Raw genomic sequence first — 16,793 nt, forward strand, 5'->3', positions numbered from 1 at the left:
GATACGCAGCGGCCTGCGCACCCGAAGCGTACCCCCTACCCGTGCCGTTATCCGGCCTGCATCAGCTTTCTCGTTTCCGCGAGACTTTCGGTGCCCCGCTTCGTGATGATGGCCATTGCGTCCACCTGCGACTTGCGCGCCATCTCGGCAAGCTCCTTCATATCGGCAAGCGACTTCTGATAAGCGTCGTTCAACAATGCTGCCTGCCGGCCAGGATCCGACGCGTGAGCGCCGCCGGCCCCCAAGGCTTTGGCCGATTCCTGGATGCCCGCCATTGCCTCGGTCACGATCTCGGTCTGCCTGCGCACGAGCGCCTGCATCGCCAATTGCGCCGCTTCGCTCGCCTCGACGAGAGCCGCCATGTCCTTGCGCCGCGACTCGATGATCGGCGCCATATCGAACCCTGGGATCTTGAATTCCTGCATCATTCTCGTCATCTCGGCGATGGGGTTGGTTTCAGTTGCCATGCTTGTCTCCAGTGAAATGGGGGGATCGACGCGTGAGCGTCGATCGTTATCCCGTGGGTCATGCTTCAGGCCGCGATCGCCGTCAGTTGGTCGACGGCCTCACGCTAGCCAATGGTGATTCGCTTAGAACAGGGACTCATCCTGCGCGAGTTTCGCGAGAGTGAAGATGACGGTGCACGCAATGGCGAGGAAAATCGGTACGGTGCCGTACCGGGACGTTGCCCGGGACGTGGGGTAGATCAACCTCTGCCGATATCGAACGGCTCGATCCCGAGGCATCGCCTGTTATGCGGCCGGCACAATGTGCGTTTTGCGATTCACGAGCAGCGGCGCCGCGCGGCTCAGCATGAACATCTCACCACCGATTGCAAGCTTCATCGCTTCGCCCATTTCCAGCGTTACACGAATGCCGTCACTCGCCTCACCCATGCTGATCCGCAGATGACGACCTCGCCATTGCATCGCGAAGGCAACGTTCTTCCACGACGCGGGCAATGCCGGGGCCAGACATAGATGGTCATCGGCAAGCGAAACGCCCGCGAAACCCAGTATCGCCATCATCCACATGCCACCGAGGCTGGCAATGTGCACGCCCCCCTCCATGGCGGCATGCGTGTCGTCGAGATCGATGGCTGAGGTTCTGCGAAAACAGTCGAGCGCCGCTTCGCACTGACCCAGTCTGGCAGCGACCAAGCCATGCATGGCGCGACTCAACGAACTGCCATGACCGCAGCGCGGCGCATAGTAGTTGAAGTTCGCCACAGCGGCGTCGCCAGGAAACTCTTCAGGCAGCAGCGCCAGCAGGGCGACGACATCGGCCTGTTTGGCAAGCTGGGATCGCTGGATGCGCTCGCGGCCCAGCACGACGTCGATCGGCACTGAGCGGGCCGCATAGGCGGCGATGTCGATGTCTTCGAGCGCGAAGAATCCCGCGAACTGCTCGAACAAACCGGTGCTCGAATCGAAGCCCGTGACTATCGCCTCGGCAACCGTGCTCCAACGTTGCAGTTCGGCTTCGTCGAGATTGAGTTGCTCCGACAGACGTTGCCAACTCTCCGGCCAGCGCGCACGCAGTAATGCCGCAGTCTCGACGGCACGCCGGATATTCCAGCGCGCCATCACGTTCGTAAAGGCATTGTCATCAATCGATTCGTGATATTCATCCGGACCGATCACGCCGCGAATATGACAATGGCCGTCCGCTTCTCTTTTCGCGCGGCTCGCCCAGAAACGTGCCGTCTCCAGAAGAATCTCGGCACCGGCCTCGCGGAGGAATGCGTCATCTCCAGTGGCCCGCCAATATTGCCAGACGGCGTACGCAACGTCCGCGCTGATATGCTGTTCCTGCTTACCGCATTTGACATCCACCAGCTTCCGATCAGGGCCGACAACTTGAGCAGGGCACGCCTCCGCGCCGGTATCGGCGGACTCCCACGCATACAACGCACCCTGCCAGCCCATTACCGCGGCTTTCCCCCGCGCCCCGGCGAGTGTGTGAAAGCGATACATCAACAGCGCCCTTGCTGCCTCGGGCCACGTCAGCGTGTAAAACGGCAACAGATGGATTTCCGTGTCCCAGAAGACATGTCCGTGATAGTCGTCGCCCGTCAGCGCCCGCGCGGCGATCGAAACGTCGTCGTCGGCTGGATTGGCCGCGCCGTTCAGATGGTAGAGCGCGAATCTAAGAGCGCGTTGCGCGCGCGAATCGCCGTCGATCTCGACGTCGCTGCATGCCCAGCGCTCTTCCCAGGCCTTCTCGTGCGCCGCTATCACGGCCGGCCAGCCGAGGGTCTGCGCGGAGTTCAAAGCGGCCTGCGCGCTGCGAGCGGGATCGATAGCTTCTTTGCCTGCGCGTGCCATGGCGACCATCCGCGCGAGACAGACGACCTGCCCCGGGGTCGAAGTCCACTTCCACGACCATTGCGACGGGCCGCATACGGTAGGAGAAACGAGCTGGTGGTCGATCTGTAGCGATACCGCGGTGGCCATTGCGAGGCGTGTGCCGGAGGAGGCCGCGCGCCACACGCTAAGGCCCTGCTCCGCGCGTTCGGACACGAGACCGATATCCACTGCATCGATCGACGCTTCCAGCGTCACCTCGATCCCGCCCTGCTCCATTTCCAGCAGGATGATTTGCATTCCAATCGCGCGCTGGCTGAGAGACGTCATATGGAAACTGCGCAACTTGACGCCGAAAGCGGACGCGTTCGACAGGCGCGCCTTGCTGATCAACGCACCGCGGCGCATGTCGAGAATCCTCTCCTGCCGCGCTTCGTCATGATCGTGGTGAATCAGAGGCTGCCCTTGCAGCAGAAGCCGGACTTTCAGCCAATCGGGCGCGACGGCGAGCTTGGGAATGCCAGGTTCTTCACTGGCCGTATCGAAGAGTCCCGCGACGAGGGTCCGCGAGGTGGCCACCCAGCGGCCGCCACGGTGTATCGCGCGCGCGCCGCGCACACCGAAAAAGCCGTTACTGATCGCGAAGCGCGCGGCGCGGCTGCGCTCAAGCAACGAGTCGTAGCCACCTTCGGCCACGATCCAGCTCGAATCGGCAGTTGGGCGCATCACTTCATCCAACTGTTCAGGACTTTTCATGAATCCGCCGGCAAAGCCTTCCACGAGACAGTTGATCGAGATCAACTTCGTCCAGACTGGTCACGACGAGATCGGCGCCTGCCGCTTGCAGCGAGGTCGCGTCGTGCAGGCGCGCGACGCCAAGTGCCGCCATGCCAGCGGCGCGGGCGGCCTCGATACCAGCCGGCGCGTCTTCGACCACGAAGCAGTGCTCAGGCACGGCGGGCAGCTCCGCGGCAGCGAGCAGGAATATCGCCGGATCCGGCTTGCCGGCAGGCAAATCGCGGCCGCACACATTGGCGCCGAATACATCGAACAGGCTGTGGTGATCGTCGAGCGGGATGCGCCGTATCATGTCGTTCGCGTTTTTCGAGGACGACGCAACGGCAATCGGAAAACCCAGCGTCCTCACCGCATTGACGAAGCGAAGCGCGTCCGCGAAGGCGGACACGGCTCCTGCGCCGATCAGCGCCTCCAGCCGCCTCTGCTTGCTCTCTGCGTAGGCTTCGGCACGTTGTGCGGCATTCGGGACCCCCAGCGCTTGCAGCGCGGCAAGCGCGCCGCTGAACCGTGGCTTGCCGGCCACCTGGGATTGATAGATCGCCGTGGTGAAGCGTGCTGGGTCGGCGAAGCCTGTGAGCGCTTCGCGCCAGGCTCGTTCATGGGGCGACGCGAGCAGCACGCCGTCGACATCGAAAATGCCGGCGGACAGTATGCGATGGGGATCTGGCGGCGGGGCTCGGGATTGGCGGACTATCATGCGTGGCATTTGTCCAGAGTGATGGCGGGCGGTCGCAATCTGCCGCGCCTGGCTACGTTTGACGCAACGAATCGCGTCGTGTCTGGATGCACAATAGCCGACAAACGCTCGACGGGTCAGGAAAACATTCAAGCCCGCAAAATCCCGCTCGATGAATCGAGGCGCTTCAAACCTCAAAGACGACAACTGACCCTTAGCGTCGCAATCAGGCCAGGGTTATTGTCAGCAAACTCCAGCGATCCCCGGTGCAGCGTCGCCACCGCCTTCACAAGCGCCAGGCCAAGCCCCACGCCGGGGGTTCCGCGACTTGCGTCGCCGCGATAAAAACGCTCGGTCACCTTGGGCTTTTGCGCGTCCGGAATGCCAGGACCGTCGTCCGCCACCGAGATCGAGATCATGTCGTCGTGGCGAATCGCAACCACTTTGGTTTCACCACAGTCCGGCGCAAACTTCAGCGCGTTGTCAATCAGATTGCCGATCGCTTGCGCCAGCAAAAGCTGATCGGCCACGGCCGTGAGATCGTCCCCGCATTCCAGCGACAACGCGACCCCGCGCAATTCAGCTACAGGTTGATAAAATTCAACGGCATCCGAAACAATCGTCTTCAGATCGCACGGCGCAAAACCCGAGCGCCTGACACCCGCGTCGATTTCGGCAAGACGCAATAGCGCGTTGAAGATACTGATCACCCGGTCGACATCCGACAGCGCCACCTCCAACTCCGGCAGTATCTCCTCATTGCCCAGCCGTTTCGACGTGCGAGTCAGCACTTCGAGCCGCGCACGCAATTCGGTCAACGGCGTGCGCAAATCATGAGCAATGGCGTTCGACACGTTGCGCACACCATGAATCACTTCGATCAGCGCCTCTTCGGCCTGCTTGCGGGTCTTCACTTCCTGTTGCAACTGGACATTGTGCTTTTCCTGCAATTGCTGCAACGCCCGCAGTTTCAGGTGCGTATCCACTCGCGCGGCCAATTCTTCCATCTGCAACGGCTTGGTAATGTAGTCCACCGCGCCTGCACGAAAGCCCGTGATCTTATCCTCGGTCCGCGTCAGGGAAGTCATGAAGATCACCGGAATGTCGCAGGTTTTCTCCATCGCCTTGAGTCGCCGGCAAGTTTCGAAACCGTCGAGTCCCGGCATCATCACATCGAGCAGGATCAAATCGGGTTGCGCCAGTTCCGCACGCCGCAATGCCTCCATGCCATCGCGGGCGATCGCCACCCTCAGGTTATTGCTCTCCAGACATTCGACCACCAGCCCGAGATTGGCGGGCGTGTCGTCAACCACGAGCACAACGGGCGTATCGGTATCGAATGGTTCGGCTAAGCTCACGAGTTGATATCCAGATGTTGTTCTATCAGCGATAGCAAGGCTTGCGACTCGTAGCCTGCTGCCAGACGGCGCACCAGCGCCGCAAAGGGTTCATAACGGCTGTCGAGGCTGACGAGACGATCCGCATGACGCACGATGTCGCGCATCGACCCCAGCAACGCAAAGCGATGCAGCACGGCCAGTTCATCGCGCGGCGGCGCGATCAGCGCTGCGTCCGCTCCGACGGGCGTTGGACGAATCGAACATTTCAAGCAGAGTAGCGCGGCGATCTCTTTTAACAGCCGGTCGAGATCGAGTGGCTTCTCGAGAAAGACGTCCGCGCCCGCACCGAGGTTCGCCTGCGCGTTGCGTTGCGATGCGTCTGCGGACACGGCGATCACCGGCACATGACGCAACTCCTCCGAGGCGCGAATATGCCCGAGCATTTCGATGCCGCCCATCACCGGCATGACGGTGTCGAGCAGGATCAGATCGGGCGGCGATGCCATTGCTTTGGCCAACGCATCGCGGCCGTCGGCACTCTCCGAGACGCGAAAGCCGCAGCGTTGCAGCGCGTCGACGATCAGCGCGCGATTCGCGGCAACGTCGTCGATCACCAGCACATGGCGCTCATTGCCGTCACAGCCCAGGATCTCCAGCGCCGGAGCGCAATCCGAGGCCGGCGCATACGAAACCGGCGCATCGAGCTGGAACCAGAACATGCTGCCCTGACCGACGACGCTCACCACCTTGATTTCGCCGCCCATCATGCGCACCAACTGACGGCTGATTGCGAGCCCGAGACCCACGCCGCCGGTGCGCCGGGTGAAATCGCCGGCCTGTTCGAACGGCTGAAAGATCGTCTCGAGCCTGTCCGGACTCACGCCGACGCCGGTATCGCGCACCTCGAACCGCAGCCGTGCGTCGCTAATCACGCGTACGGCCAGCGTCACTTCACCGTGGTCCGTGAATTTGACCGCATTGGCAAGCAGATTCAACAACACCTGGCGAAGGCGCTTCTCGTCGACGCGAATCACCTTCGACAGATTTGGCGGCACCTCGTAGTTGAGGATCAGTTGCTTCTGGTCGGCGCGAACGCTCACTATCTCGGCGATTACACGCAAGAACGGTCCGAGCGGCACGTCCGTCACGTTCAGTTCGAGCTTGCCCGCCTCGATACGCGCGAAGTCGAGCAGGTCGTTGATGAGCATGAGCAGATGCTCGCCGCTCTGTTCGATGACACTCAGGCTCGCCAATTGCCGTTCGGTCATCGCCGCATCGCGCCGCAAGATCTGCGCGTAACCAAGAATGCCGTTCAATGGCGTGCGCAATTCGTGGCTGATGTTGGCAAGGAACTGATCTTTCGCGCGGTTCGCCGATTCCGCCGCGTCTTTCGCAACCCGCACGGTATCTTCGAGCGCCTTTCGCGCCGAGATATCCTGGAGAATCGCAATGGTGTGGATCGCCCGTCCGCTCGAATCACGCTGAAGCGCGACTGACACGCTCACCCAAACCCGCGAGCCGTCGCGCCCGAAAAGCGGCATTTCCTCCGAATAGTGCGAGAGTCGGCCTTCGCTCAACTGCCGCAATTTCTCCGCACTCGCGGCAAGGAATTCCGGATCGGCGATGTCCTGGAAGCGCCTTTCCAATAAGCTCTCGCGCTCATAACCGACGATATCGCACGAGCGCTGATTCACGCGCAGGAACCGCCCGTCGAGATCGCAGTGCACGATGCCGACCGCGGCATTTTCGAAGGTGCCGCGAAAGCGCGCCTCGCTCGAACGCAGTGCCTGTTCCGTGAATTTCAGCTGGGTAATATCTACCAGACTGCCGACGAAGCGAATCGGTTTGCCGTCGGCGTCCCACGTTGCCATGCCGCGCACGAGCACCCACCGCACGGTTCCGTCGCTATGGCACAGGCGGTTCTCCACCTCGAACACATCGACCTCTTTGCCGAGGTAGCGGAGCATCGCGGCTTCGGTGCCGGCGCGGTCCTCCGGAAGCAGGATGCTCATATAGGCGTCGTAGTCCAGCAAGGTCTGCGGACGCGTATAGCCAAGCCACTCCCAGATGTTCGAGAAGCGCGCGAAGCCCCGGCGATGATCGCCCTCGGGCATGTCGATTTCCCACACGCCGACGTTGGACCCGTACATCGCCGATTCGAGGCGTGCATTGGTCTCGCGGAGTATTTCGGCCTCTTCGGCGCGACGCCGCTGCGTCACGTCGCGAAACACCAGCACCACGCCGAGGATGTCGCCGCGCTCGTCGACGATCGGCGAACCACTGTCGTCGATCGCGATCTCGCGGCCGTCGCGCGCCAGCAGGACCGTGTGATTCGCGAGCCCGACGATCGTCCCGGCCGCCAGCACGGCTGCCACCGGGTCTTCGGCCGGCGCGCGGGTGGTCTCGTTGATCACGCGGAATACTTCCGCGAGCGGCCGCCCCATTGCCGCCTCGCGCGGCCAGCCGGTCAGCGCTTCGGCGACCGGGTTGATGAAGTTGATGCGCGACTCGCGATCGGTCGCGATCACCGCGTCGCCGATACTGGAGAGCGTGACGGCATAGCGTTGTTCGCTTTCGCGCAGCCGCCGTTCCGCGCCATGCTTGTAGAGCGCCATTTCGACGACGGTCTTCAATTGCGTGTCGTCGAACGGCTTCAGAACGTAGCCGAACGGTTCGGTGACCGTGGCGCGCCGGACAGTGTCCTCGTCGGCATATGCGGTCAGGAAAACCACGGGCAGATTCATATTTTCGCGAAGCAGCCGCGCGGTATCGATGCCGTCGAGCTTGCCTTCCAGCCGCACGTCCATCAGGATCAGATCAGGCTCGGTCTCGGCGGCAAGAGGCAATGCGTCTTCGCCACGCGCCGTGATGCCGACCACGGTGTGGCCCGCGCGGCTCATCTGCTGCGCAATGTCTCGGGCGACAACGCGATCGTCCTCGACTACAAGAATGCGGGCGGGCGCCATAGTGTGCTTATCCACGTCCGGTTGCGTTGAAAAGAATGCTGCAGGTCGTGCCGCCGCCGCGGCTCAGCTCCACGGTGCCGTGCAACTGGTGGGTCAGGTCGTGAACCAGTTGCAGGCCCAGCGAGTCCGCCTCTTCCAGTGAGAATTCCGGCGCGATGCCGACGCCGTCGTCCGCGACAGTCAACCTGCACCGCTCGTTGTCGAGCGCGCCGAGTTCGACGCGCACGCAACCGCCGCGCCCGTGCGGAAACGCGTGCTTCAAGGCGTTGGACACCAGCTCGTTGATAATCAGCCCGCACGATACGGCGCGGTTCATATCGAGCTGCACATCGTCGACCTCGACCGACAACTCCACTTCCATCTGGCGCATGTCGTAGGCGCGCGCCAGATGGCCGCACAAATTCTTCACATGGGTCGCCATCTCGATCCGCGCAAAATTGCCGGCGCGATACAGGTTCTCGTGCACCAGCGCCATCGAACGCACCCGGTTGCGGCTGTCGGCGAAGAGTTCAGCCACGGCCTTGTCGGTCACACGCGCCGCCTGCAAGTTGAGCAGGCTGCTGATCAGTTGCAGATTGTTTTTCACCCGGTGATGCACTTCGTGAAGCAAGGCTTCCTTCTCTTCGAGCAGCGCCTCTTTCTCTTCCAGCGAAGCGTTTTCCAGCGAAATGGCGGCCTGCGACGCGAGAAGCTCCAGCACCGCGAGGCGCGCCGGCGTGAACACGCCCGGCGCAAGATCGTTTTCCAGGTACAGCACGCCGATCAGTTTCGCCTGCTTCACGAGCGGCAAACAGAGCACCGCGCGAGCACGCGTCGTGCGGAAGTATTCGTCCGTCGAGAACGGATTGGGCAGCGACGCGTCGTCGAGCAGAACGCGCTCCTGCGTGCGAATGCTGGCATGCAGAATCGAGGCCGGCACATCGCGCGGCGTTACAACGGCGCTGTGAAGCTGGACCTCGATACCCTCGCGATTCGCGAGTGCCTGCGCCTCGACCCACAATTTCTCGTCACGCGGCAGAACGAGCAGCGCACGTCCGGCGCCGGCATGTTCGAGCACGATGGTCATCAACGTGCGGATCAGTTTGTCGAAGGCAATCTCGCCCGAAATGGCTTGCGACGCCTTGACGACCGTTTCGACATCGAGTTGTTCCGCCACGATGCTGCGCGTCGGCGCAATGGCGGCCGGTTCGTGGACCAGGTTCGGATAGCGCCGGTCGAGCGCCTCGACCTTTCCTAACGCGCCCCACCGGAGGTAAGCGAGCCGCGCGTTGCCCAGATAGACGAATGCGATGGTCGTGAAGCCACGCGCCAGATAGAACGTGCCGGCCACTTCATGCGCCAGCCCTTCGATCAACGGAAACTCGTGCTCGTGGGCGAGACGGATTGCATTTTCGTATTCGCGCATCGCCTCGAATTCGTTGCCGTTGATACGCGCGATCTCGCCGGCCACGAGCGCTGAACGGCAGGCGAAATTGCCCGGACAATGTTCGGCCCAGGTGACGAGTCTGGCTTGATGCTCGACCAGCGCCCGGTATTGCGCCTCATGCTGATAAGACGGCGCCTCGTCGTACTGGCGCGCGCATGCCAAGGCAGCGTAGAAATGATATTCGGCGATTTCGAAGTGACCGGACGAGGTCCACAAGAGCGGCGCCGCTTTCGCGGCGGCCGCCGTCGCCTCCGTTATATCTCCCGCGAAATAGCGCCCTTGCAGCTTGCGGATCCAGTGCCAGCACGTCGCGATCGAGAGACAGGGATCGGCTTCGAGATGCGCCTCGAAGGTAGTTTCGTCGAATGCCTCATCGTTGAAGGAGCCGAATGTGGGTGTCAGCCCGCGCAGGCTTCGAATCAGTTGCAACTGCGACCCGATAATGTCGACGATCAGCCCGAATTTCGCGGCCTGCACCACGCCCAAACGCTGCTGCGCCACGCGCTCGACATCGGCGAGAGGATCGCCCGCGGCCAGCAGGCTCGTGACGAGGCAGCAACTGCTGAAGCCGGTGTACGTGAGGTCGCCGCTCTCGCTGGCGACGTCGAACGCGCGCCGCAACAGCGGCAAAGCAGTGCGAATGTGTTTCGTCCACGGCATCACGTGATACGCGAAGCACATGTAGACGCGCGGCCTGAAACGTTGCAGCCCGCGTTCGTCGACGAGCGCGAGGCCAAGCCGGCCGAACTGGAACGCCGCCTCGTAATCGCCGAACACCGGGCCGGCCACCATGCCGAGGTAGGCATAACCGATCGACGACGCGTCGCTATTGCCGTGTTCGAGGCTCAGGTTCGCCATGCGGCACAGCACGAGGCAAACGAGATTCTCGTCGCTGAAAAAGGCCGGCGGCAGCACCGCGGTCAGCACATCGAGCGTGGCACGCCGGTCGCGATGAGTGAGAAGCGGCAGATCGATCAACGACTCGATGGGAGAATCGCCGATCTGCGCGAGAAGCCGGTCGTATTCGCCGCGCGCCTCCTCGCGGCTGGGATGAGGCTGCCAGTCGATGCCGACCTCGCGCAGATAATCGAGGCAGATCTGCACCGCCAGATCGCTCTGATCGAGCGCGGTGAACAGCGTGACACGCAACCACGCCACCGTTGCCCGATCCGGCAGATCGACCGCTCGCCGCGCGAGGTCCGCGAGCCGCTCCTTGGCCAAGCCGGTGTCGCCGGTAAGGAACTCGCACTCCGCGAGGCCGCTCTCAAGCGCGAACTTGAGCGCGTAGCAGGTCTCCCATCCCGCGTCGCCGAGCATGGCGCTGCCGATCGACAGGTACGTCGCCGCCGACGCATAGGCGGACGACGTCTTGGCGCGCCGCCCGGCAATCAGATTGAATTCCACCACCTGTAGGCGCTCGGCGGGGTCGTCGACAATTTCGATCGCGCGGTTGTACTGGTTGACGATCTCGAAGATGTTCTGCTCGATGTCCGCGGCGCTTGCGTTGGTCGCGAACATCCGGCCGATCCCCAGATGAGCGGCCGCGCGCTCGTTTTCGGGAATCAGCGCGTAGGCCGCTTCCTGGACCCGGTCGTGCAAAAACGCATAGCCCTGCTCGCGCCGGAACACGAGGCCCGCTTCCACCGCATCGGCCAGCGCACGGTGTACGCCCGCGTCCGAATTGCCACTGACTCGCGCGAGCATCGCGGTCGCCGCGCTGTTGCCGAAGCACGCAAACTGTTTGAGCGCGGCCTGCGCGGCATCCGCCACACGTTCGATCTTGCCGACCATCAGGTCGACGACGCTGTCGGAAAAGCGCGCCTCGCGCAGCGCCGCCATGTCCCATACCCACACGCGGCTCACCGGATCGAACGCGAGGTGCCGGTGCTCGGCGAGCATCTTGAGAAATTGCACCGTGAAGAAAGGGTTGCCGCCGGTTTTCTCGACAATGAATTGCGCGAGCGGCGCGACCTCGGCCGGCGCGGCATGCAGCGCTTCGCCGATCAGACGCGCCACGTCGCCAGGCTGCAGCGGCGCGAGCACGATATCGTGGACGGGCACGCCCAACTCGCGGATCGCCACGAGCGCGCGCGCGAGCGGATGGGCAGACCCTACCTCGTTGTCGCGATAGGCGCCGATGAGCAGCAGATTACGCAGGTTCGGCGCGGCAAGCAGGCTTTCGAGCAGACTGAGCGTGCCGGCGTCGAGCCATTGCAAATCGTCGAGAAAGAGCACGAGCGGATGTTCCGGGTCCGCAAATGCGCCGATGAAGCGCCCGAACACGCCTTGGAAGCGAACCTGCGCTTCCTGCGCCGAAAGCTCGGGCACCGGCGGCTGCGGGCCGAGAATCTGTTCGACTTCCGGAATCAGGTTGACGATCAGTTGACCGTTCGCACCGACTGCCTCGGCGAGCCGCCCGCGCCAACGCGCCAGGTGCTCCGCGTCCTGGGCGAGGACATGCTGCGTCAGGCTCTGAAACGCCTGCCCGAGCGTCGCATAAGGGATATCGCGCTTGTACTGTTCGAATTTGCCCGCGGCGAAGTGCCCGCCGGACGGCCCGAGGCTGGTCCGCAGTTCATGCACGAGCGACGATTTGCCGATCCCGGAATAGCCCGACACGAGCACGAGTTCCGTCGCCCCTTGCCGCACCACGCGATCGAACGCGGCGCCCAGTGCCTGCGTTTCCGTTTCGCGGCCATACAGGCGCTCGGTAATCACAAGGCGTTCGGGCAAGTCGTGAGCGCCGAGTGCGAACGGTTCGATGCGCCCGTTTTGTTCCCAGGCATTCAGGCAGCGGCGCAGATCGTCTTCAAGACCCTGCGCGGTCTGATAGCGATCCTCGGCGGTTTTCGCAAGCAGCCGCATGACGATCGCGGCGACCTGTTGCGGCACGTTGCCGGCCAGTTCGTTCAACGGAATGGGGGTTCTGGCGATATGGCAGTGGATCCACTCGATCGGCGAGTTCGCGCGATACGGCGACTCGCCGCTCAACATCTCATACAACGTGATGCCGAGCGAATAGAGGTCGGCGCGCGAGTCGATCGCGCGATTCATGCGGCCGGTCTGTTCCGGTGCGAGATAGGCGAGCGCGCTCGCCGTGAAGTCAGGCAGCGCGCCGGCCAGCGCCTCGCCGCTCGCGTGCGAGGCAATGCCGAAACCAGTCAACGCCGCGTCGCCCGTTTCCGGATTCACCAGAATATTGGCTGGCCGGATGTCCTTGTGGATCAGACCGCGCCCATGCAGCGCGCCGAGCGCCGACGCGAGATTGGCGGCAACCAGCAGAAAGCGGCCAAGCGGCAAAGACTCTTTCGGCAGCGCGGCCAGCGACACGCCGCCCGGGTCTTCGAGCACCAGCGCCGTACTGCCGCGGTGTTCGATCAGCGCGTGCGGCCGGGTGGCGAACCGGCCGTCGAGCAGGCCGCGCAACTCATACGCATGCTCGAGACGCGCCTGACTCGTGGCGCTGGGTTGCTGCGCCGGCAAGGTGACGGTGAGCCACGTTGGCGTGCCGTCGCGCCGGTCGATACGGGACAGCAGGAACTCGCCGTCGTCACAGAGTGTTTCAAACCCGAAGCCTGCCAACTCGATCATGCTGCCCCCGCCTGCCCCTGTCGCGCTATTCGTTCGCCGTCAGCATGTAGCCGGCGCTGCGAACCGTCCTCAGCAAGGACCGCTCGAAGCCCGCGTCGATCTTGTGGCGTAATTTGCTTACGTGAACGTCGATGACGTTCGTTTGCGGATCGAAGTGATAATCCCAGATATTTTCGAGCAGCATGGTGCGCGTGACGACCTGGTCGGCGTGGCGCATCAGGTACTCCAGCAGCTTGAACTCGCGCGGCTTCAGCAAGATCGGCTTGCCGGCGCGCGCCACCTTGCGCGAGAGCAGATCGATCGAGAGATCGCCGACCTTCAGGGTCGTCTCCGCGTAGCTTTCATGCGCGCGACGGGTCAGCGCATCGAGCCGTGCCAGCACTTCGCCGAATGCAAACGGCTTGACCACATAATCGTCACCGCCCGCCTTCAGGCCGCGAATCCTTTCGTCGACGTCGTCCAGCGCGCTCACGATCAGGATAGGCACCCGGTTGCCGGTCGCGCGCAAGGCCGTGATGATCCCCAGGCCGTCGATCCCGCCTGGCAACATGCGATCCATGATGATGGCGTCATAGGTTTCGCTGGCGGCGAGGAACATGCCGTCCCGGCCGTTGTCGGCCGAATCGATCACGTGGCCTTCCTCGACGAGGCCTTTTTTCAGAAATCCCGCAACCTGTTCGTTGTCTTCGACGAGCAAGATTTTCATTTAACGCTCGCGCCTTCCCATCGTCATTTGATGCGCCGCCGGGGGCAACAGCATGCCCTCGGGCGAATTACCCGCCAATCGGCCGATTATCCGCGAAAAGCACGACATCCGATTTACGGATGCCATTAAATTTTTTTAATCTTTCCGCAAACTGGCGCCGGTAGAGTCACGGTTGGAAAAATCATCTGCGAATCACCTTCGAATCACCTGCGCATCACCCGCGTCTTGCGCGCCTTCAGGCTTTCCGAACTGCCGCGTTAACTATCGTTAATGATTTCCCCATCCTGAGGAGATCGCGCTGCTCATAAGATCGTCTCCATTGCCTGGATGTGCAATCACGAAACCCCAAGCGGAATGGTCATGATAAAGATCGGACGAGTCGACGTTTCGCCAGAGCTTCGGCAGCTTTATCTGGAAGGCCGGCCATTGCGCGTCGGCGCGCGCGCGTTCGATATTCTCGAAGTGCTGATCAACGCGAGCGGGCGGCTGGTCAGCAAAGAGGCGCTGTTCCAGCAGGTGTGGCCGGAAACTGTGGTGGAGGAAAGCAATCTGCAGGTGCATATTTCCGCGCTGCGGAAGTTGCTCGGCGAAGACAAGGACCTCATCAAGACCATACCGGGCCGCGGCTATCGCCTGATCCGTACACACGACGCAGGCACCTCGACGGACGAAGCGCCTGCCGACCCGCCGCGCCTCGACGAGCGCCCCGCCGCGAATAACGTGCCGCACTGCTGCACCCCGCTGATCGGGCGCGAGCAGGCACTCGCGGACGTGATCGCCGCGCTCGATTCCGCGCCGCTCGTGACGCTGGTCGGCACCGGCGGCATCGGTAAAACACAGTTGGGGCTGGAAGTGGCGCGCTGCCAGATAGCGTCGTTCGAGGCGGTCCGCTTCGTCAATCTTTCGGTCGTCGAACACCCGGAGGCGACCTTGAGCGCAATCGCCGAGGCACTGGGATTGCATGCCACACAGGCCGAGACCACGCCTGAGCACCTGATTCAAGCCATCGGCGCACGCGAGCTGCTGCTCGTACTGGACAATTGCGAGCATGTGATTCAGGAGGCCGCGACCATCTGCGAGCAACTCATCGAGGTCAATCCCAATCTCAGGATCCTCGCAACGAGCCGCGAGCCCTTGCGAACCCGCATCGAACAGATTTACTGGGTGGCGCCGCTCGAGGTGCCCCGCGAAGACGTCGCGCCTGAAGACATTCTCAACTACAGCGCGGTCCACATGTTCATTGCGCGAACCCGCGCGCGTGATCCGCACTTTCGCCCCGACAGCGAAAGCCTCAACCTGATCGGCACGATCTGCCGGCGGCTGGACGGCGTGCCGCTCGCGCTGGAACTGGCCGCGGCCCGAGTCACCGCGCTGGGTATCGGCGAACTGGTCGCGCAACTCGACAATCGCTTTCGCGTGCTCACCGGCGGACTGCGCACCGCGCCGGCACGCCAGCAAACCTTGAAGGCGGCGCTCGACTGGAGCAGTCAGTTTCTGTGCAAGCGCGAGCGCACCGTGTTGCGCCGACTCGGCGTGTTTCGCGGCAGCTTCCATCTCGGTGAGGCGTGTGCGATTGCCGCATGCGAAGACCTCTCCGTCGACGACGTGACCGAAGCGATCGCCGGTCTCGTCTCGAAGTCGCTGCTCATGTTCGGGCCGCGCGGTTCGGCCATGAGCTATCACCTGCTCGAAACGACCCGGGCCTACGCGCTGCAGATGCTGGCCGAGGCCGGCGAGAGCGAAACCGTCGAGCGCTGGCACGAACACTATGCCCGCACGCGCGGCGCCGCGGGGGACGCGATGGATGCACCCGCCGCGCGCTACGGCTGATCGCGTCTCGCGATCCCGGACCGTTGAACGAACGCGATGCGCACGCTTGCGCTCAGGCCGCGCCGTTCCTGCGTCCAATGGCCAGCTCGATCGAATCGAGCAGCACTTCTTCCGCGAACGGTTTGCGCAGGAAGCTGATGGCGCCGTGCCGCAGCGCGCGCGCCACCGTCACGTCGTCGCCATGCGCGGACATGAATACCACCGGGATATTTCTGCCCTCCGCGTTCAGTTGGCGTTGCACTTCGAGGCCTGGCATGCCCTGCATCCTGACATCGAGCAGGACACACAGCGCATCGTCAACCTCCGGAGAAGCAAGGAATTCCTCTCCCGACGAAAACGTCACAGCCGTATAACCCACCGCTTTCAGCAGGTTTCCGACACCATTTCGTACCGATGCGTCATCGTCGACGATGCAAACAAAGCTCATAGCTGCCAATACTCCAATTGCGCCGACGTAATCACAGAAAAAAATATCCGGCGCGATATTCACTGCTTCAGGAGGCTCAGCGCGTGCGGCGTATCACTTCCCACATTCTGGCGAGTTCGATGAGCGTCTTTGCCTGCATCTTGCTCATCACTCGCCGTTTGTGCACTTTCACCGTCACTTCCTGCGTGCCGAGTTCATGTGCCATCTGCTTGATCATCCTGCCTTCCACCGCCAGTTCGAATACGTCCATTTCGCGCGGCGTCAACGCGGCGGCACGTTGCAGCACATCCGCATGGAACGCGCGCTCCGCGAGGTTGGCCTCGTCTTCCGCCAACGCTCGCCGCACTGCTTCGAGCAGCTCCTCGTCGTCGATCGGCTTGGTGAGGAATTCATGCGCACCCGCCTTGATCGCGCGCACCGACATTGGAATCGATCCGTAGCCGGTCAGGAAAATAACGGGCACCTGTACGCCCTGTTGCGCGAGTTGGCTTTGCACGTCGAAGCCATTCGTGCTTTTCAGGTTCATGTCCAGCAGAATGCACATCGGCACGTGCGGAAATGCTTGCGACAACACCTCGGCGGGCGACGCAAAACCTTGCGCATTGAAGCCTGCCGAACGCAACAGGCGCACTAGCGCGTCACGCACCGTTTCCTCATCGTCAATCACATACACCATCGGTTCGAGTTCCGAAGGAACAGGCATTGCAGAGTCCACAAAAAATTCGAG

The 16,793-nt window shown here is 62.7% G+C and carries 10 protein-coding genes; 1 reads left to right on the forward strand and 9 read right to left on the reverse strand.

The features are described 5' to 3' along the window. Nucleotides 1-47 precede the first annotated feature (47 nt). The 7 genes from phaP to P0D70_RS13535 form a co-directional block, all read right to left on the reverse strand. Nucleotides 48-467 carry a TIGR01841 family phasin gene (gene phaP, locus P0D70_RS13505; protein WP_408184855.1) on the reverse strand — a complete coding sequence of 140 codons (420 nt, stop codon included), beginning with the start codon at nt 465-467 and terminating at the stop codon, nt 48-50. Between the two features lie 285 nt (nt 468-752). After that, complete coding sequence (locus P0D70_RS13510; protein WP_408184856.1) at nt 753-3,062, reverse strand: glycoside hydrolase family 65 protein; 2,310 nt, start codon at nt 3,060-3,062, stop codon at nt 753-755. Further along, on the reverse strand, nt 3,049-3,810 hold the full coding sequence (locus tag P0D70_RS13515; RefSeq protein ID WP_408184857.1) for an HAD family hydrolase: 762 nt from the start codon (nt 3,808-3,810) through the stop codon (nt 3,049-3,051). Before P0D70_RS13515 ends, P0D70_RS13510 begins: the two co-directional genes overlap by 14 nt. Before the next feature lie 164 nt (nt 3,811-3,974). Next, nucleotides 3,975-5,093: a response regulator gene (locus P0D70_RS13520; protein WP_408184858.1), complete on the reverse strand. Its 1,119-nt coding sequence runs from the start codon at nt 5,091-5,093 to the stop codon at nt 3,975-3,977. Between the two features lie 41 nt (nt 5,094-5,134). Then, complete coding sequence (locus tag P0D70_RS13525) at nt 5,135-8,101, reverse strand: PAS domain S-box protein (protein ID WP_408184859.1); 2,967 nt, start codon at nt 8,099-8,101, stop codon at nt 5,135-5,137. Beyond that, a complete protein-coding gene (locus P0D70_RS13530; protein WP_408184860.1) occupies nt 8,094-13,103 on the reverse strand; it encodes an AAA family ATPase in 5,010 nt (1,669 codons plus the stop codon). Before P0D70_RS13530 ends, P0D70_RS13525 begins: the two co-directional genes overlap by 8 nt. A 25-nt stretch (nt 13,104-13,128) precedes the next feature. Then, nucleotides 13,129-13,809, reverse strand: a complete 681-nt coding sequence (locus tag P0D70_RS13535) for a response regulator transcription factor (RefSeq protein WP_091803302.1) — start codon at nt 13,807-13,809, stop codon at nt 13,129-13,131. 360 nt (nt 13,810-14,169) lie between these two features. Between P0D70_RS13535 and P0D70_RS13540 the strand changes: the two genes are divergently transcribed. After that, nucleotides 14,170-15,639, forward strand: coding sequence for an ATP-binding protein (locus tag P0D70_RS13540; RefSeq protein ID WP_408184861.1), 1,470 nt, complete (start codon nt 14,170-14,172; stop codon nt 15,637-15,639). A 52-nt stretch (nt 15,640-15,691) separates the two neighbouring features. Here P0D70_RS13540 and P0D70_RS13545 read toward each other — a convergent pair whose 3' ends face one another. Together P0D70_RS13545 and P0D70_RS13550 are read right to left on the reverse strand one after the other, a co-directional pair. Then, nucleotides 15,692-16,129 carry a response regulator transcription factor gene (locus tag P0D70_RS13545; protein ID WP_408184862.1) on the reverse strand — a complete coding sequence of 146 codons (438 nt, stop codon included), beginning with the start codon at nt 16,127-16,129 and terminating at the stop codon, nt 15,692-15,694. A 13-nt stretch (nt 16,130-16,142) separates the two neighbouring features. Continuing rightward, nucleotides 16,143-16,769, reverse strand: a complete 627-nt coding sequence (locus tag P0D70_RS13550; RefSeq protein WP_408184863.1) for a response regulator transcription factor — start codon at nt 16,767-16,769, stop codon at nt 16,143-16,145. Nucleotides 16,770-16,793 lie beyond the last annotated feature (24 nt).

This window comes from Paraburkholderia sp. RL17-381-BIF-C, from assembly GCF_046026435.1.
Taxonomy (GTDB): Bacteria; Pseudomonadota; Gammaproteobacteria; order Burkholderiales; family Burkholderiaceae; genus Paraburkholderia.

Bases quoted from the DNA above. Each gene is read 5' to 3' on its own strand.
- phaP (WP_408184855.1), bottom strand. From the start codon at position 467: ATGGCAACTGAAACCAACCCCATCGCCGAGATGACGAGAATGATGCAG.
- P0D70_RS13510 (WP_408184856.1), bottom strand. From the start codon at position 3,062: ATGAAAAGTCCTGAACAGTTGGATGAAGTGATGCGCCCAACTGCCGAT.
- P0D70_RS13515 (WP_408184857.1), bottom strand. From the start codon at position 3,810: ATGCCACGCATGATAGTCCGCCAATCCCGAGCCCCGCCGCCAGATCCC.
- P0D70_RS13530 (WP_408184860.1), bottom strand. From the start codon at position 13,103: ATGATCGAGTTGGCAGGCTTCGGGTTTGAAACACTCTGTGACGACGGC.
- P0D70_RS13535 (WP_091803302.1), bottom strand. From the start codon at position 13,809: ATGAAAATCTTGCTCGTCGAAGACAACGAACAGGTTGCGGGATTTCTG.
- P0D70_RS13540 (WP_408184861.1), top strand. From the start codon at position 14,170: ATGATAAAGATCGGACGAGTCGACGTTTCGCCAGAGCTTCGGCAGCTT.
- P0D70_RS13550 (WP_408184863.1), bottom strand. From the start codon at position 16,769: ATGCCTGTTCCTTCGGAACTCGAACCGATGGTGTATGTGATTGACGAT.